Consider the following 24,430-nt stretch of genomic DNA (forward strand, 5'->3'; position numbering starts at 1 on the left):
CGTTCTTCTTATATCGCGGACACGTTGCACAAAGGCCATAGCGGCGGGGCGTTAACCAATCGCGAATTGCCCGCTCGCGCTCGTAACGGCGCAAGCGGGCAGAGCGGTTCAGTAGGTCAGCGGCGGATCGGGCGGTCGATGATCGCCTGGTGGCCTTCGGGCAGCACGACGCCGACCTGCCGGGCATAGGCGTCCCAGGCCTTGACCAGCGCCGCCTTGCGCGCGGGCTCGGCGGTCGAGAGGTCGCGGATCTCGCCGGGATCGGCGGCGACGTTGAACAGGTGCCACTGGCCCTCGCCGTTATCGACGATCTTCCAGTCGCCCTGGCGCAGGCCGCGGCCGCCGAACAGCTCCTCGCCGATCGTGTCCTGGGCGGTGTAGACTTGCGTCGCCTTGCCCTGGAGCCAGCCGGCCCAGGACTTGCCGCGGATCGGCGTGACCGCGCGACCGGCGAACTGCGCTCCCGGCTTGGCGACGTGCGCGAGGTCGAGGAAGGTCGGCACCACGTCGGCGACGTTGGTATATGCGCTGCCCACGCCCTGGCGCACGCCGGGGCCCGAGAGGAACGAGACCGCGCGCGTGCCGCCCTCGGTCGAATAGGCCTTCACCCGCCACGACGGCGCGGTTGCGGCGAGGGCCCAGCCGGGGCCGATCGCTTCGTAGGAACTCGCCGCGCCGATGTTCTCGACACGGTTGTCGGCCTTGGCATAGACCTGGTTGAGCATGCCCATCGACTTCTCGTAGAGGTTCGAGCCCTCGGCGCCGTTGTCGGCGAGGAACAGGATCACGGTGTTGTCGTATTCGCCCGTGTCCTTGAGCGTCTGGACCACCCGGCCGATCGCCGAATCCATGCGATCGACCATCGCCGCGAAGACTTCCATGCGGCGCGTCTCACGCAGCTTCTGTTCGGGCGTCAGGGTGTTCCACAGCGGCGCGAGATCGGCGTCGTGGGCAACGGTCTTGGCGTCGAGCAGGCCGAGGTCGATCTGGCGCTTGAGCCGGGCTTCGCGCAAGGCGTCCCAGCCGGCGTCGTAGCGGCCCTTGTACTTGGCGATCGTCTCGGCCGGCGCCTGCAGCGGGAAGTGCGGCGCGGTAAAGGCAAGGTAGGCAAAGAACGGCTTGGCGCCGTCGGCGCCGGTCTTGGCCGTCTTGAGCTGATCGACGAGCTTGTCGGCGAAGGCGTCCGACGAATAGAACCCCTGGGGCAGGGTCGTGATCTGCTGCCCGTTCACCGTATAGGTCGCACCATAGAGGCTGCGGTTCTGCGCGACGTTGAGGCCGAAGTGGTTGTGGCCGCCCTGGAGCATCGCAAAGCTGGTCTGGAAGCCGCGTGCGTGGGGGTCCTGATCGGCGGTGACGCCGAGGTGCCACTTGCCCGAAAGATGCGTGCGATAGCCGCTGGCCGAAAGGATTTCTGCCAAGGTGGCGGTATTGGCCTTGAGATAGCCTTCGTGGTTCGGCTTGCCGACCTGGTTGGGGGTCAGCATCTCGGACATGTTGCCGAGGCCGGCCTCGTGGTGGTCGAGCCCGGTCAGCAGCATCGAGCGCGTCGGCGAGCAGGTCGGCGCGGTGTGGAAGTTGGCGAGCTTCAGGCCACGCGCGGCGATGGCGTCGAGATTGGGTGTGGCGATCTCGCCGCCGAAAGCGCCGATGTCGGAGAAGCCGAGATCGTCGGCGACGATGATCAGGAAGTTCGGGCGTTGCGGCGCTGGCGCGGCGTCGCGCGCCATGGCGGGCACGGCGGTGAGCGCGACCAGCGCGGTCGCCATGCGGACGAAGTTTCGTTTCATGTTATTCTCCCTGATGAGGCTGCTGTCGGGGTGAGGGCTGGTTCAGAAAGGGCTGGCGCGTGTCGGGCTCGACCACTCCGACCTCGCGGGCATAGGCCTGGTAGGCGGCGAGCAATGCGGCCTTGCGCGCAGGCTCGTGCCCGGCGAGATCGCGCGTCTCGCCGGGATCGCGCGCGAGATCGAACAGGCGCCAGACGCCGTCGCCGGTGTCGAGCAGCTTCCAGTCGCCCTGGCGCAGCGAGCGGCCGCCGAACAGTTCGGCGCCGATCGGCTGGCTCGCCGGGTAGACGGTGCGCGCCTTGCCGCCGAGCAGGCCGGTCCAGCTTCGCCCGCGCAGCGGCGTCGTGGCCGGCACCTTTGCCAGATCCAGGAAGGTCGGCGCGACGTCGGCGACGCTGGCATAGGCATGGCTGATGCCCGGCTTCACGCCGGGGCCGGCCAGGAAGGATATGACGCGGGTGCCGCCTTCGGTCTCGAAGGCCTTGAACCGCCACGAGGGCGCGGTCGCGGCCTCGGCCCAGCCGGGGCCGATGGACTCGTAGGACGTGGCCGCGCCGACATTCTCGAGCCGGTTGTCGGCCGCGTCGTAGCGCGCCATCACGCGCGGGATCGAGCGGTCGTCGAGCGCCGAGCCTTCGGCGCCGTTGTCGGCGAGGAACAGGATGACCGTGTCATCGTATTCGCCGCTGTCCTTGAGCGCCTGGACCACACGGCCGACGTTCCAGTCGAGCCGGTCGACCATCGCCGCATAGACTTCCATGCGCCGTGCCGCGCGTGCCTTCTGGTCTCGTGTCAGCGAGGCCCAGGGGACGGAGAGGTCGAGGTCGTGCGGTATGGTCTTGGCGTCGAGCAGGCCGAGTTCGACCTGACGCTTCAGCCGCGCGGTGCGCAGGGCTTCGTAGCCGGCGTCGTAACGCCCCTTGTACTTGGCGATCGTCTCGGCCGGCGCCTGCAGCGGGAAGTGCGGGGCGGTGAAGGCGAGGTAGGCGAAGAACGGCTTCTTCGCGTCGACGCCCGCCTTGCTCGCGCGCAGGTCGGCGATCAGCCGCGTGGCGAAGGCATCCGACGAATAGAAATCGGCGGGCAGGCTCGACAGGGTCTGCCCGTTGTCGCGATAGGTGAAGCCGCCGATCTTGCTCGGATCGGTCGAGACGTCGCGCCCGAAATGGTTGTGCGATCCCTGGAGCATCGCGAAGCTGTGCTGGAAGCCGCGTGCGTGCGGATCCTGCGCGGGCGTCAGGCCGAGGTGCCACTTGCCCGAGAACAGCGTGCGATAGCCGGAGGCGCCGAGGCGTTCGGCCAGCGAGGCGGCGTCGGGGCGCAGGTGGCCTTCGTAGCCGGGCTTGCCGCGCTGGTTGGCGGTCAGCGCCTCGGCCATCGAGCCCAGCCCGGCTTCGCGGTTGTCGAGCCCGGTGAGCAGCATCGCCCGCGTCGGCGAGCAGGTCGCCGCGGTATGCAGCCCGGTCAGCTTGAGCCCGCGCGCGGCCAAGGCATCGAGGTTGGGCGTCGCGATCTCGCCGCCGAAGGCGCCGATGTCCGAGAAGCCGAGATCGTCGGCGAGGATGATCAGGAAGTTCGGGCGCCTGGGGGCGTCCTTTGCCAGAGCCGGCGTGGCGCTTGCCAGCAAGCTCAGCACGGCGAGGCAGGGCCGCAAAAGTTTCCGCATTGGCTCTCTCCTGGTGCGGGGATCGATCGTCCCCTTCAATCCTGGCAGCGAAAAAGTGGCCGGGCCGCCGGAGCGGCCCGGCCCTAGGGGATCAGGTGCACACGGCAGCCCGATCGGGAGGTGACTTTAATATTTCACACGGAGCGTCGCGCCGACCGTCCGCGGCTCGCCCACCGATCCGGTGAGCAGGCCGAAGGTCCCCGGCGCACGGGTGATGTAGTAATCCTCGTTGGTCAGGTTGCGGGCCCAGAAGGCGAAGTCGTACTTGCCGTCGGCGGTGCGCAGGCCGATGCGGCCGTTGAGCAGGCCATAGGCGGGGATCACGCCGTACTGGCTCAGGGTCGCGGTCGAGTTGAACGACGAGCGGTGCAGGTAGTCCGCGTGGACATAGGCCTCGAAGTTCTCGGTCAGCGGCTGCGAGGCGTCGAGGCCCAGCGAATAGGCGAACTTCGACACGCCCGGCAGACGCTGGCCCGACAGATCCTGGATGCCGCCCTGGTTGCTCTTGTCGGGGGCCTGCGGCGAGTTCGCGAAAGAGACGAACTTGGCGTCGGTATAGGCGCCCGAGGCGGTGAAGCGCAGCCAGTCGGTCGGCGCATAGGCGAGGTCGGCCTCGATGCCCTTCGACCGCACCTTGGGGATGTTGTCGATGTACTGGGTATAGACCGTGCCCGTGATCAGCTCCGAGACCGTGGTCTGGTAGTCGCGGATCTCGGTGAGGAAGGCCGCGAGGTTGAAGGTCACGCGGTTGTCGAGGAACTGCGACTTGAGGCCGATCTCGAACGAGTCGACCTTCTCGGGATCGACCACCGGCCGGGCGGCGCCGCCCGCCGTGACGTTGAGCCCGCCCGACTTGCTGCCGTGCGAATAGGAGCCGTAGAGCAGGACGTCGGGGGTGATCTTGTAGCCGAGCGTGATCAGGCCCGAGAGCGCATCGGACTTGGTCTTGGCCGAGAATGTCAGATTGCCGAGCTGATAGGCGGCGCTGTCGCGGATGGCCTGAAGCGCGGCGGCCTGGGCCGCGGGCAGGGTCGAGAGATTGAGCCCGCTGGTGGGAACCTGGAAGCGGGTGAACGAGCCTTCCTTGTCCTCATGGGTGAAGCGCAGGCCCGCGGTCAGGGTCAGCGTGTCGGTGATGTGCCAGTCGGCCTGGCCGAAGGCCGCGTAGCTCTTGGTCCGCGGGTCCGAGTAGGAATCGGCCTCGAAGCCGGTCAGCGCCTGCGACACCGCGGCGATCGTCGCGGCGGGCGTGGTCGGCGGAAGGTTCCAGGCGGCGAAGTCCTTGCCGTAGCCGGTGCGGCCATAGCCGCGGATGATCTGGTAGAGGTAGAACAGGCCGACCTGGTAATCGACCGTGTTGCGGCCGTTCGAGGCGAGGCGGAGTTCCTGGGTGAACTGGCGCTGGAAGTTCTGCTGCTGCGCCAGGGTGTTGATCGCCAGCGAGGTGCCGTCGATGTCGTTGGCCGGATACCAGTCCCACCAGCGGTAGGCGGTGATCGAGGTCAGCGTCGCCTTGCCGAAGTCCCAGTTGAGCTCGCCCGAGACGCCGTAGCTCTCCATGTTCGCCTGGTAGGGCGAGTCCGCATCGCCGACGCGCGCGAAGGCGTTGGTCGTCGGCAGCGTGTAGTTGAACCGCGTGGCGCGGTCGAAGATGTTGTTGGCGATCGGCGCGCCATTGGCGAAGGTCGTGAAATAGCCGTCGATCAGGGTCAGGTTCGAATGCAGCGTCTGCTTCGAATAGTCGCCGATCAGGCGGATGCTGACGTCCGTATTGGGCTTGATCAGCAGCTGGCCGCGCGCGGTGAAGTTGTCGTAGTCCTGCGCCTTGGTCAGGTTGGTGAGGTTGAGCAGGAAGCCGCCGCGGTGGGTGTCGGCCACGCTGATGCGGAACGCCACCTTGTCGTCGACGATCGGTGCCGAGGCCGAGAGGCGGATCTGATGGTAATCGTAATTGCCGAGCGTTCCCTCCACGGTCAGGTCGGGATCGAAGCTGGGCAGGCGCGTGGTGACGTTGAGCGCGCCGGCTGTGGTGTTCTTGCCGAACAAGGTGCCCTGCGGCCCGCGCAGGACTTCGACCTGGGCGAGGTCGACCAGATCAAACTGCGACTGGCCGGGCCGCGCGAAATAGACGCCGTCGACGTAGAAGCCGACGCCGTATTCGAGGCCGTCGACCGCGATCGCCGAATTGGCGCCGAGGCCGCGGATGTTGATGTTGGAATTGCGCGGATTGGTCGAGGTGACCTGCAGGCTCGGCACGAGCTGCTGGATCTGGTTGATCGTGAAGTTGCCCGTGCGGTCAAGCGTGCCGGCATCGACGACGCTGATCGCGACGGGCACGTCCTGCGACTTTTCTTCACGGCGGCGCGCGGTGACCAGGATGGGTTCGCCATAGGCGGCATCGGCAGCCTCGGCGGCTGCGACGTCGGCGGTCTCGGCGGCCGTGTCGGCAAAGGCCGGAGTGGCGGCGACCAGCGCCAGCGCGGCCGTGGTCGAATGAAGGACGATGGCGCCGCGGGCGGCGCGCAGACGAGCAGAATTCATATGTATTTTCCCTGAGCCTCCCGCGCGGGCAAGCGTCGTCGCTTTCGCAAGGACGTTGCGCGCATGGGGTCGCGGGCCGCTGGCCGGCCCCGCTTTCGATCTGTGAAGTGCCTGCCGTTGCCGGCTGGGCTGTTGGCCTTGAGGTCCGCCGGAGGGCGGTTCCGGTCAGTGGCCGAAAGGTTTAGTGCGCATCGTTTTCTCCTGGTCCCCTGGGAGATCACGATGCCTGGCGTTGTCGCCTGGGCACCGCGCACTTTAGCCTTTGATTACGCGGAGCAAGCTGCATCTCGTCAAAAGCCGCGGGCCGTTCGCTGGAAGCCAGCCGGAGGACCATCCGATGAATTACCACTAAATCGGTTGAGTATTGTCGCAACGTAGCTTTCCTGCGCGACGCGCAAGCGAAGCTTTAGCGGACTGCTTCGGGCTGGCGGACCAGGCGGAGATAGGGTTTTTGCGCGGTCCAGCCCTGCGGGAACAGCGCTTCGGCGGCCTCGTCGTCGAGCGAGGGGACGATGATCACGTCGTCGCCCTGACGCCAGTCGGCCGGCGTCGCCACCTTGTGGTTGTCGGTCAGTTGCAGGCTGTCGATCGTGCGCAGGATCTCGGCGAAGTTGCGTCCGGTCGAGGCGGGATAGGTCAGGGTCAGGCGCAGCTTCTTCGTCGGATCGATCACCAGCACGGTGCGCACCGTGGTCGTGTCCGAGGCCTTGGGATGGATCAGGTCGAGCAGGTTCGAGACCTTGCGATCGTGATCGGCGATCAGCGGGAAGTTGAGCGCCGTGCCTTGCGTCTCCGCGATGTCCCTGGCCCAACCCTCGTGGCTGTCGACGGGATCGACCGAGAGGCCGAGCACCTTTACCCCGCGCTTGTCGAAGTCGGGCTTGAGCCGCGCGACCGTGCCGAGCTCGGTCGTGCAGACCGGCGTATAGTCCTTGGGATGCGAGAACAGCACGACCCAGCTGTCGCCGGCCCAGTCGTGGAAGTGGAGCGGACCCTCGGTGGAGTCCTGCGCGAAGTCGGGCACGGTGTCGCCGAGCTTGAGGGACATGGTCGAATCTCCTTTCAGCGGCTGGGGCGTTCGCCGGCGGCGACGACGCGCACGAGCTGGCGCTGCTGGTTGCCGTAGTCGGCGACGCCCTTGTGCTGGGTCGCGCGGTTGTCCCAGATCGCCAGCGAGCCGGGGCGCCACTTGAACCGCACCTGGTTCTCGGGCCGCGAGAACTGTTGCTTGAGATGGGCCAGCAATTCGCGGCCTTCGTCCTCGGGCAGGCCGACCAGTTCCTCGGTGAAGCCCTCGTTGACGTAGAGCACCTTCCTGCCGTTGAACGGATGGGTGATGACCACCGGGTGCTGCACGCCGCTGTACTGGTGCAGATAGGTGTCGAGCTCGGACTTGTCGTCGATCAGCTTGTAGGCCTTGGAGTTCGGGCGGTGGATCGCGGTCAGGCCGTCGATCTTGTCCTTCACCTCGGGCGACAGCGCCTCGTAGGCGGAAATGCCGCTCGACCAGACCGTGTCGCCGCCGAGTTCGGGGGCGATCACGCTGCGCAGGACCGAGACGAGATAGGGCTGTTCGAGATAGGTCGCGTCGGCGTGCCAAGGCGTGCCGTAGTAGGCGTTCGAATAAGGCCCGGTGTTCATCGGCAGGATGTCTTCGTCCTTGACCCCGTGGCGCTTGGCGATCGAGTCCGCGACCGGCGGGCCGAACACGCGGCCGATCGCGGCCTGCTGGGCATTGTCGATGCCGGTGTCGCGGAAGAACAGGACCTGATGTTCCCACAGCAGCCGACGCAGAAGGTCGGTCACTTCGGACGTGATCGGCGCGGTCAGATCGAGCCCGCGCACTTCGGCGCCAAGATTGGCTTCGACCCGGATCACTTCGACCGCGCCGATCTCTTGCGTGCGGGGTATCTCGATGGTGGTGACGGCGTTCATCGGCGTTCTCCTGAGGGGCTGGGGAGGAAGTTCAGGCGGTAGCGGCGGCGCGGCGGTCGAGTTCGCGGCGGACCTTTTCGTGCGTTTCCTGGTCGAGCGTGAAACCGCGCAGCAGAGCCGCGGAAGCGAGGTGGGCGAGTGCCGGACCGACCGCGAAGACGATCAGCAGAACCTGCAGGGCGGCGGGGCTGTTATGCGCGGCGGCGGGATCGAAGCCGGCGGCACCGACCAGCGGCAGGGCGACACCGACTGCGAGCGCCATGCCCGCCTTCATCGAGATGCTGAAGGCCGAATAGAACAGTGCGGTGCGATCTTCGCCGGTCTCGAGCCGGTGCCGGTCGGCAATGTCTGCGACCATCGCCCGGAGCATGAGGTTGCCCGAGCCTTGGGCCAGGCCCTGGGCCAGGGTCAGGGCGATCAGCAGGCCGACGCTCCCTGGGGCGAGCAGCAAGAGAGCGAAATTGATCGCCACCTGGACGAGTTCGCCGGCTATCGCCGTATGGTGTTTGCCGAAGCGCTTGGCGATCGTCATCCAGATCGGCCCGGCGGCAATGCCGAAGATGAACTGTGCGAGCATCAGCGCCGCGCCGAGCTTGGGCAGCTCCATGTAGAACGTGACGACGAAGATGAAGAGCGCGCCGCGCACGCCCTGGCCGAAGGTGACGGCCATGTCGGAGAAGATCACGCGCAGCAGCAGCTTTTCGCGTGCGATCAGCCGCAAGGTCGTGACGAGGCCGGGCCCCTTCTGGCGCAGCGCGGAAGGAGCGGGGGCTTCGGGAAAGGCGCGCAAGGTCAGGAAAGCCGCGGGGATCAGCGTTGCCAGGATGACCGCGCCCATACCCGCCATGCGCAAGCGGTCGTCGCCGGGGCGGAACTGGTCGATCAGTGCCGGCAGCAGCATGACGAGAAGCAGTGACACAGAGCTGGCGACGGTCACGAAAGTCGCGATGCGCGTGCGCTCGTGGTACTCGCCCGAGATCTCGCCCGACCAGGCGAGATAGGGGATCTGGATCATCGCCCAGCCCAGATAGAAGGCGAAGAGCGCCAGGCCGAGATAAAGCGGGGTCACTCCCGCGGGTGGAAAGAACAGGGCCGCGGTGGCAAGGCCGTAGATCGCGGCGCCGCCGGCGATCCACGGACGGCGCCGGCCGAAACGGCTGCGCGTCCGGTCGCTCAGCACGCCGACGAAGGGATCGGCGAAGGCCCCCCAGAGCCGCTCGGCCAGGAAGATCATCCCGAGCGCCGCCAGCGAGATCCCGAAGGTCTGCGCATAGAAAGCGGGCAGGAAATTGGTGATCGGCACCTGCGCGGCCGCGACGGGCGCGGCGAGCGTGGAGAAGGCGGCGAGCCGCGCGGTGGGAAGACCTGCGGTCTTGCTGGCGCGCGGTGGCGCTTCGGCGAAGGTTGGTGCGAAGCTCGTGGCCATGGGGGTATCCGAAGCTTGAAGTCAGGGGAGGGGCCGGCAGCGCTAGCGCCGCCGGCCCAGGCGGCGGTTGTCAGGCAGCCTCGGTGGCCGCCGCCTTTTCTTTCTTCGTGGTGCGGCTGGTGCGGCCGTCGATGCTCACGGGAACGTCGCCGTTGACCGTCGCGCGGCGCAAGGTGCGGCGCTGGAGCGCGAAATCGGCGACGGCGCGGTGCTGGGTGGCGCGGTTGTCCCAGAAGGCCACGTCGCCGGGCTCCCAGCGCCAGCGCACGACGTTCTCGGGCTTGGTGATGTGCTCCTGCAGCACGTCGTAGAGCTTCGCCGAGTCGGCCTTGTTCAGACCGACGAAGTTGCGCACGAAGTGGCCGAGCAGCAGGCTGCGCTGGCCCGAGACGGGGTGGACGCGGACCACGGGGTGTTCGGTCTCGTAGACCGTCGAGGCGAACACCGCCTTCTGGAACTCGGCGCGCTTCTGCTGTGCCGCTTCGGGGTCCGACGTGTCGCGCTTGAGGCCGAACTGCGCGGCATAGTCGTAGTCGTTGGTGTGCACGGCCCAGAGGTTGTTGGCGAGCTGGCGCAGCGGCTCGGGCAGGCCTTCATAGGCGGTCTCGGTGTTGGCCCATACCGTGTCGCCGCCGGCTTCGGGCGCGGTGATCGAGCGCAGGATCGAGCCCTTGGGATAGGCGTCGACGAAGGTCACGTCGGTGTGCCAGGACGAGGCGGCGTAGCCTTCCTTGCTGTCCAGTTCGAGCAGGTAGCGCGAGCCTTCGGCTACCGGCACGGTCGGGTGCGCGACGGGATCGCCGAACAGGCCGGCGAAGGCTTCGTGCTCGGCGTCGTCGAGATGGGTCTGGCCGCGGAAAAAGATGACCTTGTGGCGGACGAGCGCGGCTTCGATGGCCTGCACCGTGGCGCCATCGAGGTCGCCCGAGAGCTGGACGCCACGGATCTCGGCGCCGATGCGGCCGGTCACGGGGCGGATGTCGAGCGGCGAGGCGGGGTCCTTGGAATTCGGATAACGGTCGATTGCGGTGACCATAGGGGGGCTCCTGTCATGGCTTGGGAAGGGGGCACGGGAAGAGGTTCCGGCGGACGCAGGGCGCCGCACGGGGCGTGACGAGGTCACGAGAGCTGACGAAAGGGTGCAGGACGTCGCATGTCCGCCCGCGGGGGCTGGGGATCAGCCGGCGCCAGGATTGGCCATTGCGGCCGTCCTGCGCCCCGTCAGAGGGGGATCAGTTGTTGGTAGAACACATGCGCATCGCATCACCTCATCGTTGAGGGGAACACGAGGCCTGGCGCTGTCGCCTGAGCATCGCGCGCTTTAGCCGTTGGTAACGCGGAGCAAGCTGCTTCCCGATCAAAAGCCGCGGGTCAGGATCCGTTCGATGCACTGCGAGCCTGACCAGCCCATTGCCGTGCGGATTAATGTCTACTTATTCGGTTGACTCGCCGAAAGTCAATGCAAAGCTTTGCTATGGCGACGGATAGGGCGGGTTTTGCGACGGTGGGATTGTCGGCCGACCGTCTATCCGGAACCGACACGCGGCCTCACGGCGCAACCGATCGCGCGACCGTGAGTTTAGCGTCGCGGGTGCACACAGCGACAAATTGCGACTGGACGCGGGAACATGCCAAAGTCATCCAAAGCGCTGTGAAGCGTATTGTACATATCCTGCTCGCGACTGCGGTCTTGTCGGGCTGCAGCGTGGGGCCGAACTATCGGCCCAGGAGCGCGACCGAGCTCGGCGTTCCCGATGCCTGGTCGGTCACCGCGGCGCCGACGCGCGAGGACCTGACGCGCTGGTGGCGCAATTTCGACGATCCCGTGCTCGGCCAGCTCGTCGAGCAGGCGGCCGCGGCCAATCTCGATCTGGCTCAGGCCGTGGCGCGGCTGCGCCAGGCGCGCGAGCAACTCGTGGTCAGCCAGTCCTCGCTGTTTCCCACGATCTCGGGCTCGGGCGGCTTCAGCCGCAGCGAGGCGATCCGCGGCGGCGGCTCGACCCTGACCCTGCCCGACGGCACGGTGACCACGGCCGGCGGCGGCGGTCGCAGCAATTTCTCGCTGGGGCTCGACGCGAGCTATCAGCTTGACCTGTTCGGCGGCATTCGCCGCGGTGTCGAGGCGAGCCGCGCGCAATACGAAGCCGCGGGCTTCGACTATGCCACCGCGCTGCTCTCGGTGCAGGGTGAGGTCGCGCGCAATTACGTGCTGGCGCGCGCCTATCAGGCGCAGCTTGAGAATGCGAAGGCGAGCCTGGCGATCCAGGACGACAATCTCGAGATCGCGGGCTTCCGCGTTCAGGCGGGCCTGGTCTCGTCGGTCGATCAGGAGCAGGCCCGTGCCAGCCGTGCGCAGGCCGCGGCGAACATTCCGCAGGTCGAGCAGCAGTACAACGCCGCGGTCTCGCGCATTGGCGTGCTGACCGGCCAGGCGCCCGGCGCGCTCAAGCCGTTGCTCGCGGCGGTCAAGCCGATCCCCAAGGGCCCGGCGAGCGTCGGCGCCGACATTCCCGCCAATGTCCTGCGCCAGCGCCCCGACGTGCGCGCGGCCGAGCGCAACCTGGCCGCCGCGACCGCGCAGATCGGCGTCGCCAAGGCGCAGCTCTACCCGGCGCTCAGCATCAGCGGCAGCCTCGATGCCAATGCCGGCAATATCGGCGGCCTGTTCGACACGATCACCGGCGGGCTCTTCGCCGGGATCAGCCAGGCGATCTTCAACGGTGGCCGGCTCAACGCGCAGGTGCGATCGAGCCGCGCCGGCGCCGATGCCGCCTTCGCCGCCTACAAGCAGACCGTGCTGACCGCGCTCGAGGATGTCGAGAACGCCGTCGTCGCGGTGCAATCGGCGCAGGAGCGCGAACGCCAGTTCGCCATCGCCTATGACGCGGCGAGCAATTCGACCTTGCTCGCGCGCAGCCAGTACCGCTCGGGCCTGACCGACTTCACCACGCTCAACACGCAGGAAGCCTCGCTGATCTCCGCGCGTAACGGGCTGGTCCAGGCGCGCTCGGACAAGGCGACGGCGCTGATCGCGCTCTATGCCGCGCTCGGCGGCGGCTGGGATCCGGCGGTGACGCCCACCGTGGATACGACGCCGGAATTTAACGCGACAAGCGCGGCTCCCGGGCCGGCAGGGACGAATTGACCATGGCAGATGAAAACCTCGACGAATTCCTCGGCGTGAAGCCGCAGCCGGCCTGGTATCGCTATGCCAAGTGGGGCGGCGTGGTCGTGGTTGTGCTGATCCTGGTGCTCGTCCTCGCACGCTGCGTCGGCGGTTCGAGCGAGCCTGAATATACCACTGTCGCGGTCGAGCGCGGCCACCTCGTCACCACGGTCTCGGCCACGGGCAAGCTTGCGCCGACCAATCAGGTCACCGTCGGCTCGCAGCTGTCGGGCCTCGTCGTCAAGGTGCTGGTCGACGTCAACGACCGGGTCGTAGCGGGTCAGGCGCTCGCCGAGATCGACCCCGAACAGATCGACGACCAGATCCGCCAGGGTCAGGCCCAGGTCGCCGCGCAGCAGGCGCAGGTCGGCCAGGCGCGCGCCACGGTGGCCGAGGCACAGGCGCAGCTCGCGCGGCTCGAAGAGGTCTATCGCCTGTCCAACGGCAAGGTTCCCTCGGGCACCGAACTCCAGACCGGCCGCGCCAATGCCCAGCGCGCGGTCGCCGCGCTCCGGGTCGCGCAGGCCAACGTCACCGCGGCTCAGGCCACCCTGTCGCAGAGCCAGACGCAACGCGCCCGCGCGATCATCCGCTCGCCCGTCGCCGGCGTGGTGCTCGCGCGCCAGGTCGATCCCGGCCAGACCGTCGCCGCCTCGTTCAACACGCCGACCCTTTTCGTCATCGCCGAGGACCTGTCGGCGATGAAGCTCGAGGTCGCGATCGACGAGGCCGACGTCGGCGCGGTGAAGCAGGGCCAGCGCGCGACCTTCACCGTCGACGCCTTCCCCGGAAAGTCCTTCCCCGCCCAGATCACGCGCGTCGAGATCGGCTCGAACCTGAGCGCGCAGGCGGCCAGTTCCTCGTCTACGACCTCGACCACTTCGACCACGGGCCAGGTCGTCTCCTATGCGGCCGATCTCTCGGTGAGCAATGGCGACCAGCAATTGCGCCCCGGCATGACCGCGACAGCCGACATCGTCACCGCCGACAAGCAGAACGTGCTGCTCGTGCCCAACGCCGCGCTGCGCTTCACGCCGCAGGCTTCGGCCGCAAGCGGGCAGGACCAGGGCGGCATCGCCAAGCAGTTGTCGATGGGCCCGCCGCGGCGCAACCGCGCCGAACGCCAGGTGACCCTGAGCCGAGGCGCGACGCAGACCGTCTACATCAAGGGGGAAGAGGGCAAGCCGCAGGCCGTGCAGATCGTCACCGGCGACAGCGACGGTTCGCAGACCGAGGTGATCTCGGGCGGGCTCAAGCCGGGCATGCAGGTCATCACCGGGCAGTTGGCCGGCGCGGGCGACAACCAGAGCAAGGGCGGCGGCCAACGCCGGCGCCAGGGTGGCAGCGGCGGAGGCGGCGGCGGTGGTCAGTGATCCCGACCCGCTGATCCGGCTGCGCGGCGTCACCAAGGTCTACGGCGAGGGCGCCACCGCGTTCCAGGCGCTCAAGGGCGTCGACCTCGACATCCAGCGCGGCGATTTCGTCGCGGTCATGGGGCCTTCGGGGTCGGGCAAGTCGACGACGATGAACATCCTCGGCTGCCTCGACGTGCCCAGCGCCGGCACCTTCCTGTTCAAGGGCCGCCCGGTCGAGGCGCTCGACCGGGACCAGCGCGCACTGTTGCGGCGCAAGTACCTGGGCTTCGTGTTCCAGGGGTTCAACCTGCTGGCGCGGACCTCGGCGCTCGAGAACGTCGAGTTGCCGCTGGTCTATCGCGGCGACGACAAAGAGGCGCGGCGCGAGGCGGCGCTGGCGGCGCTCGACAAGGTCGGGCTCAAGGACTGGTGGGACCACACTCCGGCCGAACTCTCGGGCGGCCAGCAGCAGCGCGTCGCGATCGCGCGCGCGATCGTCACCAACCCCGACGTCCTGCTTGCCGACGAGCCCACGGGCAATCTCGACAGCGAGCGCTCGGTCGAGATCATGCAATTGCTGACCAGCCTCAACCGCGAGGCCGGGATCACCGTGCTGATGGTCACGCACGAGCCCGACATGGCCGCCTTCGCGCACACGATCGTCCACTTCAAGGATGGCCTCGTCGACCGCATCGACCAAGGCCAGAGTGCGGGGGCACCGGCATGAGCGGTGTGCATCTCATCCTCCCCGGTACGGGGAGGTGGCAGCGCGAAGCGCTGACGGAGGGGGCTCTCCTCATCGCGCGACGTTGCGAAAGGACGAGAACCCCCTCCACCACCACCTTCGGTGGCGGTCCCCCTCGCCGTTCCGGGGAGGATTTCCCATGCTAGGCACGATCTTCCTTCTCGCGCTGCGGTCTATCCGCCGGCACATGCTGCGCTCGTTCCTGACGATACTCGGCATCGTCATCGGCGTCGGCGCGGTCGTGGCGATGACCACGCTGGGCAAGGCGACCACGGCGGCGGTGCAGCAGCAGATTTCCGCATTGGGCACCAACGTCCTGCAGATCCGCCCGGGCCAGGGCTTCGGCCGCGGTGGCGGCGGACCGCGCCCGCCCGACTTCGATCCCAGCGACGTCACCGCGATCGCCCAGCAGATCGCCGGCGTCACCGCGGTCGCGCCGCAGGCACAATCGACTGCGACGGCGATCTACGAAGGCGCCAACTGGTCGACGACGATCAACGGCACGACCTCGGACTACTTCAAGGTCCAGCCTTGGCCGCTCGCCTCGGGGCGGTACTTCACCCCGGCCGAGGAAGCCGCGGGCAAGGCGGTCTGCATCATCGGCAATACGGTGCGCTCGAACCTGTTCCGCGGCGGCGGCGCGGTGGGACTGCGCTTCCGCATCGGCAATGTCAGTTGCGACGTCATCGGCGTGCTCTCGACGCGCGGCCAAGCAGGCTTCGGCGGCGATCAGGACGATGTCGTGATCATGCCGATCAAGGCGGTCCAGCGCCGCTTCACCGGCAGCACCGACGTCCGGCTGATGCTCGTCGGCGTCGACCAGGCCTATTCGACGAGCCAGGTCCAGGCCTCGATCAGCGACCTGCTGCGCGAACGCCGGCGGATCACCGACGGGCGCGAGGACAATTTCAACATCTTCGACACCAAGCAGATTTCGGACACGCTGACGGGCACGACGACCCTGCTGACGGGCATCGTCACCGCCGTGGCGGCGATCAGCCTTGTCGTCGGCGGCATCGGCATCATGAACATCATGCTCGTCTCGGTGACCGAGCGCACGCGCGAGATCGGCATCCGCCTGGCGATCGGCGCCGTGGCCAACGAGGTGCTGCTCCAGTTCCTCGTCGAATCGATCGTGCTCTCGTGCCTCGGCGGAGTGATCGGGCTGCTGCTGGCGCAAGTCGTGATCGCCGTGGCGACGCCCTTGATGCAGGTGCCCTGGACCTTCGATGTGCAGATCAACGTCGTCGCCTTCATCATCTCGGGGCTGATCGGCGTGGTCTTCGGCTATTTCCCCGCGCGCCGCGCCGCCTCGCTCAATCCGATCGACGCCCTTCGCCACGAATAGGCACTTCGGCCCCGCGATATGCTGAACACTTGTTCGGCATGCTGGATTGCCAAGCTCTCCCGCAGCATTTAGCCCTCGCGGCGGGAGAACGAATCTATGTGGCATGTCCTGACGTCTGACCAGGAGCTCTTGCGCGACACGACCGCGCGCTTTCTGGGCGATCACGTACCTTTGAGCCGGCAGCGCAAGGATCTGCGCCACGATCCGGCGGGCTTCGATCCGGCCTACTGGCGCTCGGGCGCCGAACTCGGCTGGACCATGCTGCTGGTGAGCGAGGACGACGGCGGCGGCAGCGTCAGCGGCCGCGGTGCGGTCGATCTCGCGCTGATCGCCTACGAATTCGGCCGCAACGCCGCACCGGGGCCGCTCGTGGACTGCAACGTCGTCGCATCGGCCTTGAGCGGCCAGGCGGGCGATCTTCAGCGCGGCGTGCTCGGCGACGTGCTGACCGGCGGCGTTATCGCCACGAGCGTTCTCGGCCACGCGCCCTGGCAGAACCCCGGAGAGGCCGCGATCACGATCCGCAAGGACGGCGAAGACCTGGTGATCGACGGCACCCTGCGTCCGGTCGAGTCGGCCAAGCAGGCGGGATACTTCCTCGTCACCGGTCGCAGCGACAGCGGCATGACCCAGGTGCTCGTCCCCGCCGATGCGCCGGGCGTCACGGTCACCGCACTCAAGGGCATCGACGTGACGCGCCGCTTCGGCGCGGTCTCCTTCGACGGCGTTCGCGCGCCTGCGTCTGCGCTGATCGGCGAATACGGCCAGGCCGGCGCGCAGGTCTCGCGCCAGGTCGAGAACGCCGCGGTCATGCTCACGGCCGAGGCCGTCGGCGCGATGGACATGGCCTTCGCGATGACGCTCGACTGGGCCTTCGACCGCTACACCTTCGGCCGCGCGCTGGCCTCGTACCAGGCGCTCAAGCACCGCTTCGCCGACATGAAGTCCTGGCTCGAAGGCAGCCATGCGATCGCCGACGCCGCGGCCGAGGCCGTTGCCGACCGGACCGCATCGGCGACCGAGAAGGCCAGCGCCGCCAAGTCCTACATCGGCGAGCAGGGCCCCGAACTGGCGCAGGACTGCGTCCAGCTTCACGGCGGCATCGGCGTGACCTACGAGCACGACCTGCACTTCTTCCTGCGGCGCGTTTCGCTGAACCGCCTGCTCTACGGCACCCCGGCCGACCACCGCCGGCTGCTCGCCAAAATCCAGATCGAGAAGGAGGCCGCGGCATGAGCGAGGGCAACAATGCCATTGGCGAAAGCGTCGAAGACTTCCGCCTGCGCGCGCGCGCCTGGATCAAGGCCAATCTCGGCCCGATCCAGCCTTTCGACCTGACCCAGGACTGTGCCGACGACGAAGAGGAACTCGTCGCCGTGGCGCGTGACCGCGCCTTGCAGCGCAAGCTCTACGACGCCGGCTTCGCGGGGCTCTGTTTTCCCAAGGAATACGGCGGCCAGGGTCTAACCCCCGAGCACAACCGTGCCTTCAACGAGGAACTCGCGGGCCACGAATACCCCTCGCGCTTCACCGTGCCGACCTTCACGCCTTGCGCGACCGTCATCATGGAGTTCGGCACGCCCGAGCAGAAGGCCGCGCATATCCCCGCGATCCTCAAGGGCGACGAGTTCTGGGCGCAGATGCTGTCCGAGCCCGGCGGCGGTTCCGACGTTGCCGGCGCGACGACCTCGGCCGTGCGTGATGGCGACGACTGGATCCTCAACGGCGCCAAGGTCTGGACCTCGCGCGCCTGGTGGCACGACTGGGGAATCGTCCTTGCACGCACCAACTGGAACGTGCCCAAGCACCAGGGGCTCACCGTGTTCCTCATGCGGCTGCAGCAGCCGGGGGTCGAGATCCGCCGGATCGAGCGCCTCAACGGCGAGAGCGAGGCCTGCGAGGAGTTCATGACCGACGTCCGCATCCCCGACAGCGATCGCGTCGGCGAGATCGACGGCGGCTGGACCGTCGGCCAGCGCTGGATGTTCCACGAGCGCATGGGTCACAACTCGCCCTATGTGACGCAGCCCGTGGGCCTGTCGCACGGCCGCAGCGAGGTGACGCCCGTGGGAATCGCGCGCCAGGCGGGGCGTCTCGAAGATCCCGCCGCGCAGGAGCTGATCGGCGAATCGCGCGCGCTCGGCCTCGTCGCGAACGAGCTGCAGCGCCGGCTCGCCTCGGGCGCGGCAGCGGGCAAGGGCAACACCGACATGTCCTCGGTCGCGCGGCTGTTCCGCGGCATGGCCAATGTCCGCCAGCGCACGATCGCCTTCGATCTCGCCGGCGCCGGTGCGGCCGGCTGGACCGAGGAAGAGAGCGACGGCGTCGGCGTGCAGGGCATGGAGTTCCTGATGCGTCAGGTCTCGTGCATCGGCGGCGGCACCACCGAGATCTCGCGCAACGTCATCGCCGAGCGCGTGCTCGGCATGCCGCGCGAGGCCTCGGGCGACAAGGGCGTCGCCTTCCGCGAGGTCCCGCGCGGGCCCAAGCGGGGCTAGGGTCCTAGTCCCTCCCCCCGGCGGGGGAGGAATGCTTGCGCTGCCACCGCCGCCGCTCTAGAGCGCCCGCAGATCGCGCCGGTGCCCCGCGAGGGGCTTAATCGGGAACGGGGTGCGGGCGTTCGCCGCTCAAAACCCAGGCTGTCCCTGCAACTGTAAGCGGATAGCGCGCTGCACTGGCTTCCCGGTTTCCGGGAAGCGGCCACTGGACCGAGCACGGTCCGGGAAGGCTCGTGCATCGCGTGACGACCCGCGAGCCAGGAGACCTGCCGGCGCACCGGTCGCTCTTGCCGCGGTCCAGGGACTGGCCATGGCACGGTATTTCTCCGTCTGAGCGGCGCACCAGGGCCGGTGCGCGCGGACGGGCCGCGTGTGCGGTCCGCGACGAGGAGAATGCGCATGAGCAAGGTGCCGACCACAGTCATCACGGGTTTCCTCGGCGCGGGGAAGACCACTCTGATCCGCCACCTGCTGCAGAACGCCAAGGGCAAGCGGCTGGCGCTGATCATCAACGAGTTCGGCGACGTCGGCGTCGACGGCGAGCTGGTCAAGGGCTGCAACGACGAAGCCTGCCCCGAGGACGACATCGTCGAACTGGCCAACGGCTGCATCTGCTGCACCGTGGCCGACGATTTCCTGCCGACCATGCAGAAGCTGCTCGACCGCGAGAACCCGCCCGAGCACATCATCATCGAGACCTCCGGCCTCGCGCTGCCCAAGCCGCTGGTCAAGGCCTTCCAGTGGCCCGACATCCGCACCCGCGCGACGGTCGACGGCGTGGTTGCGCTGATCGATGCCGATGCCGTGGCCGCGGGCCGCTTCGCGCATGACGAGGCGGCGCTGGCCGCAGCCCGCGCGGCCGATCCCAATCTCGATCACGACAGCCCGCTCGAGGAGCTGTTCGAGGAACAGCTCGCCTGCGCCGACATGGTCGTGCTCAACAAGACCGACCTCGTCGATGCCGCGACCTTGGCCGCGGTGCGCCAGCAGGTCGAGGCCGAGACGCGCCCCGGCGTCGGTATCGTCAACGCGAACCACGGCGCGGTCGACATCGCCGCGCTGCTCGGCATCACCGCCGCCGCCGAGGACGATCTCGACAGCCGCAAGTCGCACATGGACGGCGCCGAGGAGCACGACCACGACGACTTCGACAGCTTCGTGCTGAACGGCGGCGAAGTGGCCGATGTCGACGCGCTGGTGAGCAAGCTGGGCGAGGTCATCGCCGCGCACGACGTGCTGCGGATCAAGGGCATGGTCGCGGTCGCGGGCAAGCCGAGCCGGCTGGTGATACAGGCGGTTGGCCCGCGCGTGCAGCACTTCTTCGACCGCGCCTGGAAGCCGGGCGAGGCGCGCAAGACGGGGCTCGTCGTGATCGGCCAGAAGGGGCTCGACCAGGCGGCGATCGAGGCGGGGTTGCGCGGCGTGGTGGGCTGAGGGCTATGATGGAGCAGTCCCGATCCTCCCCTGGAAGGGGAGGGGGACCGCGCGCGCAGCGCGTGGTGGAGGGGTGTCGCCCCCTCGATAGCGGGACACCCCTCCGTCACGCGCTACGCGCGCGCCACCTCCCCTTTCAGGGGAGGATCTTGCCGTAATGCACCTGCTCTCCGCCACCCCCGGCACCGTCTCGAACGGCGACGAGGCGATCGATCTCGATCAGGCGCCGGGCGACATCGTCGTGTTGACCGTGGCCGACAGCGAACTCGCCTGCTTCGCCGGTGCCGCCGCGCTGTTGCCGGATGGCGCGCCGTCGGTTCGGCTGGCGAACCTGCTCCAGCTCAAGCATCCCTATTCGGTCGATCTCTATGTCGAGAAGGTCGTCGCCAAGGCGAAATTCGTCTGCGTGATCCTGCTCGGCGGCAAGTCCTACTGGCCCTACGGCATCGACGAGATCGCGCTCGTCGCGCGCGAGAAGGGCATTGCCTTCGCCGCGATCGCCGACGGGCGCGAGGCCGATCCCGCGCTTGACCGCGCCTCGACGGTGCCGGCCGAGGTCCGCGAGAAGCTGCGCGAATACCTGCGCCAGGGCGGGGTGCCCAATGCCCTGTCGTTCCTGCGCCAGGCCGCGCGGCTGATCGGGCACGATGTCGGCTTGCCCGACGATCCCGTGCCGATCGCCGATGCCGGGCTCTATCTCGCCGGCGTCGAGCGGCCGGGCCTTGCCGACCTCGGGGCGCGCTGGGTCGAGGGGCGACCGGTGGCGCTGTTCGTGTTCTACCGCGCGCTGATGATCGCCGGTACGCTCGGCGCGGCCGATGCGGTGATCGCGGCATTGGAAGCGCGCGGCTTCAACGTCGCCGCGGTCCACGTCCGCGCCTTGCGCGAGCCTTTCGCGATCGACCTGCTCGGCGGGCTGATCGAGGCGGTCTCGCCTCAGGTCGTGGTCAACGCCACGAGCTTCGCCGCCTCGCCCTCGGGCGAACCGCGGTTGCCCGGCGTGCTCGAACGCGCCGACTGCCCGATCCTCCAGACCGCCTTCGCGGGGATCGAGGAGAGCGAATGGCAGGCGGCCGCGCGCGGCCTCGGCCCGCGCGATCTGGCGATGAACGTGGCGCTGCCCGAGGTCGACGGCCGGCTGTTCACCCGCGCCATCGCCTTCAAGGCGGCCGAACGCTTCGACGAACGCACGCAATGCGGGATCATCGTGCCGCAGGTGGCGCAGGATCGCGTCGATTTCGTCGCCGATCTCGCCTGGAACTGGGCGCGGTTGCGGCGCACACCGGCGGCCGATCGCCGCGTCGCGCTGGTGCTGGCCAACTATCCCAACCGCGACGGACGGATCGGCAACGGCGTCGGTCTCGACACGCCCGCGAGCGCAGCGGCGATCCTGACCGCCTTGCGCGAGGAGGGCTACGATACGGCGGGCGCGCCCGAGGACGGCGCGGGGCTGATGGCGGTGATGACCGGCGGTGTGACCAACGATCTGACCTCTATGGATCGGCCCGGCGAGATCGCCTTGCCTCTGACGATCTACCGCGAGGCCTTCGCCGCGATCCCCGAAGCGGCGCGTGCGGGCATGACCGAGCGCTGGGGCGAGCCCGAAGCCGATCCCTTCGTCCGCGACGGGGCGTTCCGGCTCGCGGTCCATCGCTTCGGCAATACCGTCGTCGCGGTGCAGCCGGCGCGCGGCTACAACATCGATCCCAAGGAAAGCTACCACGACCCGGCGCTGCCGCCGCCGCACGCCTATCTGGCCTTCCACGTCTGGCTGGAACGCCTCTTCGATGCCCAGGCGCTGGTCCATGTCGGCAAGCACGGCAATCTCGAATGGCTGCCGGGCAAGGCCGTGTCGCTGTCGCGCGACTGCTTTCCCGAGATCTGCGCCGGACCGCTGCCGCAGCTCTATCCGTTCATCGTCAACGATCCGGGCGAGGGCACCCAGGCCAAGCGCCGCATCGGCGCGGTGATCGTCGATCATCTGACCCCGCCGCTGACCCGCGCCGAAAGCTACGGTCCGCTCAAGCAGCTCGAGGCGCTGGTCGACGAATACTACCTCGCCGCCGGTATGGACCCGCGCCGGCTCGACCGGCTGCGCCGCGACATCCTCGACCTCGCGCGCGGGCAGGGGCTCGACCAGGACGCCGGCGCCGTCGGCGACGACGACGATGCCCTCGCAGCGATCGACAACTATCTCTGCGAGCTCAAGGAGATGCAGATCCGCGACGGGCTGCACATCTTCACGGCATCGCCCGAGGGCCGTTTGCGCCGCGACCTGATCGTGGCGCTGGCGCGTACGCCGCGCGGCTACGACCGGCCCGGGCAGGCCTCGCTGCTGCGCGCGCTGGCTGACGACCTCGCGCTCGGCTTCGATCCGCTCGACTGCAAGCTCGGCGATCGCTGGGACGGGCCGCGGCCCGCGGGACTGGCCTCGGTTTCGGACGATCCCTGGCGGACCATGGGCGATACGATCGAGCGGCTGGAATTGCTGGTGGCGAGTCTCGTGGAAGCCGCATCTCCTCCTGACGGTTACGGCGAGAAGGTTGCGAGTGTCCTTGCCGAGATCGTCGACAATCTCGCCCCGCGCATCGACGCCTGCGGTCCGGCCGAGCGCGCGGCCCTGCTGGCCGGGCTGGACGGCCGTTTCGTCGCGCCCGGTCCTTCGGGCGCGCCGACGCGTGGTCGTCCCGACGTGCTGCCGACGGGGCGCAACTTCTATTCGGTCGATACCCGCGCCGTGCCCACCGCGGTCGCCTGGGAACTCGGGCGCAAGTCGGCCGAACTGCTCGTCGCCGACTATCTGCAACGCGAGGGCGAATACCCGCAGACGGTCGCGCTCTCGGCCTGGGGCACGGCCAACATGCGCACCGGCGGCGACGACATCGCCCAGGCCCTGGCGCTGATGGGCGTCAAGCCGCGCTGGGAATGGACCTCTGGCCGCGTCGTCGGCTTCGAGATGATGGCGCTGGCCGAGCTCGGCCGACCGCGCGTGGACGTCACCTTCCGCGTCTCGGGTTTCTTCCGCGATGCCTTCCCCGAGCAGATCGACCTGATCGACAGCGCCGCGCGCGCGGTCATGGCGCTCGACGAAGACGAGGCGGACAACCCCGCCGCCGCCCGCCACCGCGCCGAGCTGGCTGCGCTGGTGGCCGATGGCGCCGATCCGGCCCAGGCCGCGCGCCGCGCCGGAGCGCGCGTGTTCGGCTCGAAGCCCGGGGCCTATGGCGCGGGCCTCCAGGCAATGATCGACGAGCGGCTCTGGCACAGCCGCGCCGATCTGGCCGCGGTCTATCTCGACTGGGGCGGCTATGCCTATGGCGCCGGGGTCGAGGGCGACAGCGAGCGCGACCTCTTCGCTTCGCGGCTCGCCCAGGCCCAGGCGGTGATCCAGAACCAGGACAACCGCGAGCACGACCTGCTCGACAGCGACGACTATTACCAGTTCGAGGGCGGCGTCGCCGCGGCGATCGAGCACCTCTCAGGCCGCAAGCCTCAGTCCTATCACAACGATCACTCGCGCCCCGAAAAGCCGGTGATCCGCACGCTCGAGGACGAGATCGGCCGCGTCGTCCGCGCCCGCGTGACCAATCCCAAGTGGATCGCCGGGGTCATGCGCCATGGCTACAAGGGCGCCTTCGAGATCGCCGCGTCGGTCGACTATCTGTTTGCCTTCGCTGCGACGACGCACGCGGTGCGCGATCATCACTTCGACGCGGTCCACGCCGCCTTCATCGAGGACGAGGCGGTGCGCCTGTTCATGGCCGAGGCCAATCCCGCGGCGCTGCGCGAGACCGCGGCGCGACTGGCCGAAGCGCTCGAACGCGGGCTCTGGCAGCCACGCTCGAACAGCGCTGCCGCCCTGCTCGCGGAACTTGCCGAAGCCGGTTAGGACGGGCGCAGCAGATCGACCTCGCGCACCTTGCGATCGATCACCGCGGCGATCGCCTCGGGCGCCCAGCTCTCGGGATCGAGCGTGCGCTGGACCGACATGCCGTAGACCAGCGAGATCAGCTCCATCGCCAGCGGGCGGATCTCGCCGGCGCTACCCGTGCGCGCGACGATGACCTCGCCGATCAGGGCCAGGGTCTTCTCGATCCACAGCCGCTGCTCGGCGGCGAAGCGAGGGCTGCGCGCGGCCTTGTCCCAGAAGGCGACGTAGACGCGCCAGCGCTTAAGCGTGGCCTCGTCGCTGCCGCAGAGCACGTTCAGTGCGCCGGCGAGATCGGCGGGATCGCGCGCCAGCACTTCGGCGATCGGCGCCTGGCCCTGCAGCGCCAGGATCCGATAGACCGCGAGCAGCAGCGTGTCTTTGTCGGCGAAATAGTGGGTGATCACGCGGATGCTCGCGCCCATCTGCCGGGCGATGCGGTTGAGCGTCGTCGCTTCGAGCCCTTCGTGCGCGATGAGGTCCATCGCCACTTCGGCGATCTCCTGCCGCCGCTGCTCGTGATCTACGATGCGCATGTCCGCTGCGTCTCCCGCGTGCGGGATACCGTGCGGCCCGCGCAAATGTAAATCTGGTTACA

Annotated in this window: 16 protein-coding genes and 1 riboswitch; of the genes, 8 read left to right on the top strand and 8 right to left on the bottom strand. The window is 68.4% G+C overall.

All coding sequences use genetic code 11. The features are described from left to right. Window positions 1–116 precede the first annotated feature (116 nt). The 7 genes from WG901_RS15040 to WG901_RS15070 all read right to left on the bottom strand — a co-directional run bounded on the left by WG901_RS15040 (window position 117) and on the right by WG901_RS15070 (window position 10,394). Window positions 117–1,790 carry an arylsulfatase gene (locus tag WG901_RS15040; protein ID WP_339587911.1) on the bottom strand — a complete coding sequence of 558 codons (1,674 nt, stop codon included), beginning with the start codon at window positions 1,788–1,790 and terminating at the stop codon, window positions 117–119. A gap of 1 nt (window position 1,791) precedes the next feature. Beyond that, a complete protein-coding gene (locus WG901_RS15045; protein WP_339587912.1) occupies window positions 1,792–3,456 on the bottom strand; it encodes an arylsulfatase in 1,665 nt (554 codons plus the stop codon). A gap of 126 nt (window positions 3,457–3,582) precedes the next feature. Beyond that, complete coding sequence (locus tag WG901_RS15050; protein WP_339587913.1) at window positions 3,583–5,997, bottom strand: TonB-dependent receptor; 2,415 nt, start codon at window positions 5,995–5,997, stop codon at window positions 3,583–3,585. Between the two features lie 406 nt (window positions 5,998–6,403). Next, complete coding sequence (locus WG901_RS15055; protein WP_339587914.1) at window positions 6,404–7,045, bottom strand: peroxiredoxin; 642 nt, start codon at window positions 7,043–7,045, stop codon at window positions 6,404–6,406. A gap of 14 nt (window positions 7,046–7,059) precedes the next feature. Further along, window positions 7,060–7,932: a TauD/TfdA dioxygenase family protein gene (locus WG901_RS15060; protein WP_339587915.1), complete on the bottom strand. Its 873-nt coding sequence runs from the start codon at window positions 7,930–7,932 to the stop codon at window positions 7,060–7,062. 31 nt (window positions 7,933–7,963) lie between these two features. Beyond that, a complete protein-coding gene (locus WG901_RS15065; RefSeq protein ID WP_339587916.1) occupies window positions 7,964–9,358 on the bottom strand; it encodes an MFS transporter in 1,395 nt (464 codons plus the stop codon). 70 nt (window positions 9,359–9,428) lie between these two features. Next, the gene (locus tag WG901_RS15070; RefSeq protein ID WP_339587917.1) at window positions 9,429–10,394 is read right to left on the bottom strand and encodes a TauD/TfdA dioxygenase family protein; all 966 of its coding nucleotides are present in this window, start codon (window positions 10,392–10,394) and stop codon (window positions 9,429–9,431) included. Window positions 10,395–11,009: 615 nt separating this feature from the next. Between WG901_RS15070 and WG901_RS15075 the strand changes: the two genes are divergently transcribed. From WG901_RS15075 to cobN, 8 genes are all read left to right on the top strand, one after another. Beyond that, the gene (locus WG901_RS15075; RefSeq protein WP_339587918.1) at window positions 11,010–12,503 is read left to right on the top strand and encodes an efflux transporter outer membrane subunit; all 1,494 of its coding nucleotides are present in this window, start codon (window positions 11,010–11,012) and stop codon (window positions 12,501–12,503) included. Between the two features lie 2 nt (window positions 12,504–12,505). Next, on the top strand, window positions 12,506–13,897 hold the full coding sequence (locus WG901_RS15080; protein ID WP_339587919.1) for an efflux RND transporter periplasmic adaptor subunit: 1,392 nt from the start codon (window positions 12,506–12,508) through the stop codon (window positions 13,895–13,897). Next, entirely contained in the window at window positions 13,887–14,606 is a 720-nt protein-coding gene (locus WG901_RS15085) for an ABC transporter ATP-binding protein (protein ID WP_339587920.1), read from the top strand. The genes WG901_RS15080 and WG901_RS15085 overlap by 11 nt, the downstream gene beginning before the upstream one ends. 157 nt (window positions 14,607–14,763) lie before the next feature. Beyond that, window positions 14,764–15,972, top strand: a complete 1,209-nt coding sequence (locus WG901_RS15090) for an ABC transporter permease (protein ID WP_339587921.1) — start codon at window positions 14,764–14,766, stop codon at window positions 15,970–15,972. 96 nt (window positions 15,973–16,068) lie between these two features. Beyond that, a complete protein-coding gene (locus WG901_RS15095) occupies window positions 16,069–17,208 on the top strand; it encodes an acyl-CoA dehydrogenase family protein (protein ID WP_339587922.1) in 1,140 nt (379 codons plus the stop codon). Then, window positions 17,205–18,470: an acyl-CoA dehydrogenase family protein gene (locus WG901_RS15100; RefSeq protein WP_339587923.1), complete on the top strand. Its 1,266-nt coding sequence runs from the start codon at window positions 17,205–17,207 to the stop codon at window positions 18,468–18,470. Before WG901_RS15095 ends, WG901_RS15100 begins: the two co-directional genes overlap by 4 nt. A 67-nt stretch (window positions 18,471–18,537) precedes the next feature. Beyond that, window positions 18,538–18,758: riboswitch (cobalamin riboswitch) on the top strand. Window positions 18,759–18,869: 111 nt separating this feature from the next. Next, window positions 18,870–19,904 carry a cobalamin biosynthesis protein CobW gene (gene cobW, locus WG901_RS15105; RefSeq protein ID WP_339587924.1) on the top strand — a complete coding sequence of 345 codons (1,035 nt, stop codon included), beginning with the start codon at window positions 18,870–18,872 and terminating at the stop codon, window positions 19,902–19,904. 157 nt (window positions 19,905–20,061) lie between these two features. Beyond that, window positions 20,062–23,793 (top strand): cobaltochelatase subunit CobN, encoded by a 3,732-nt coding sequence (gene cobN, locus WG901_RS15110; RefSeq protein ID WP_339587925.1) that lies wholly within the window; start codon window positions 20,062–20,064, stop codon window positions 23,791–23,793. Here cobN and WG901_RS15115 read toward each other — a convergent pair. Then, complete coding sequence (locus WG901_RS15115; protein ID WP_339587926.1) at window positions 23,790–24,368, bottom strand: TetR/AcrR family transcriptional regulator; 579 nt, start codon at window positions 24,366–24,368, stop codon at window positions 23,790–23,792. The two genes, cobN and WG901_RS15115, sit on opposite strands and share 4 nt — an antisense overlap. Between the last annotated feature and the right edge of the window lie 62 nt (window positions 24,369–24,430).

The organism is Novosphingobium anseongense, from assembly GCF_037482895.1.
Classification (GTDB): Bacteria; Pseudomonadota; Alphaproteobacteria; order Sphingomonadales; family Sphingomonadaceae; genus Novosphingobium; species Novosphingobium anseongense.

Bases quoted from the DNA above. Each gene is read 5' to 3' on its own strand.
- WG901_RS15040 (WP_339587911.1), bottom strand. From the start codon at position 1,790: ATGAAACGAAACTTCGTCCGCATGGCGACCGCGCTGGTCGCGCTCACC.
- WG901_RS15045 (WP_339587912.1), bottom strand. From the start codon at position 3,456: ATGCGGAAACTTTTGCGGCCCTGCCTCGCCGTGCTGAGCTTGCTGGCA.
- WG901_RS15050 (WP_339587913.1), bottom strand. From the start codon at position 5,997: ATGAATTCTGCTCGTCTGCGCGCCGCCCGCGGCGCCATCGTCCTTCAT.
- WG901_RS15055 (WP_339587914.1), bottom strand. From the start codon at position 7,045: ATGTCCCTCAAGCTCGGCGACACCGTGCCCGACTTCGCGCAGGACTCC.
- WG901_RS15060 (WP_339587915.1), bottom strand. From the start codon at position 7,932: ATGAACGCCGTCACCACCATCGAGATACCCCGCACGCAAGAGATCGGC.
- WG901_RS15065 (WP_339587916.1), bottom strand. From the start codon at position 9,358: ATGGCCACGAGCTTCGCACCAACCTTCGCCGAAGCGCCACCGCGCGCC.
- WG901_RS15070 (WP_339587917.1), bottom strand. From the start codon at position 10,394: ATGGTCACCGCAATCGACCGTTATCCGAATTCCAAGGACCCCGCCTCG.
- WG901_RS15080 (WP_339587919.1), top strand. From the start codon at position 12,506: ATGGCAGATGAAAACCTCGACGAATTCCTCGGCGTGAAGCCGCAGCCG.
- WG901_RS15090 (WP_339587921.1), top strand. From the start codon at position 14,764: ATGCTAGGCACGATCTTCCTTCTCGCGCTGCGGTCTATCCGCCGGCAC.
- WG901_RS15095 (WP_339587922.1), top strand. From the start codon at position 16,069: ATGTGGCATGTCCTGACGTCTGACCAGGAGCTCTTGCGCGACACGACC.
- WG901_RS15100 (WP_339587923.1), top strand. From the start codon at position 17,205: ATGAGCGAGGGCAACAATGCCATTGGCGAAAGCGTCGAAGACTTCCGC.
- cobW (WP_339587924.1), top strand. From the start codon at position 18,870: ATGAGCAAGGTGCCGACCACAGTCATCACGGGTTTCCTCGGCGCGGGG.
- cobN (WP_339587925.1), top strand. From the start codon at position 20,062: ATGCACCTGCTCTCCGCCACCCCCGGCACCGTCTCGAACGGCGACGAG.
- WG901_RS15115 (WP_339587926.1), bottom strand. From the start codon at position 24,368: ATGCGCATCGTAGATCACGAGCAGCGGCGGCAGGAGATCGCCGAAGTG.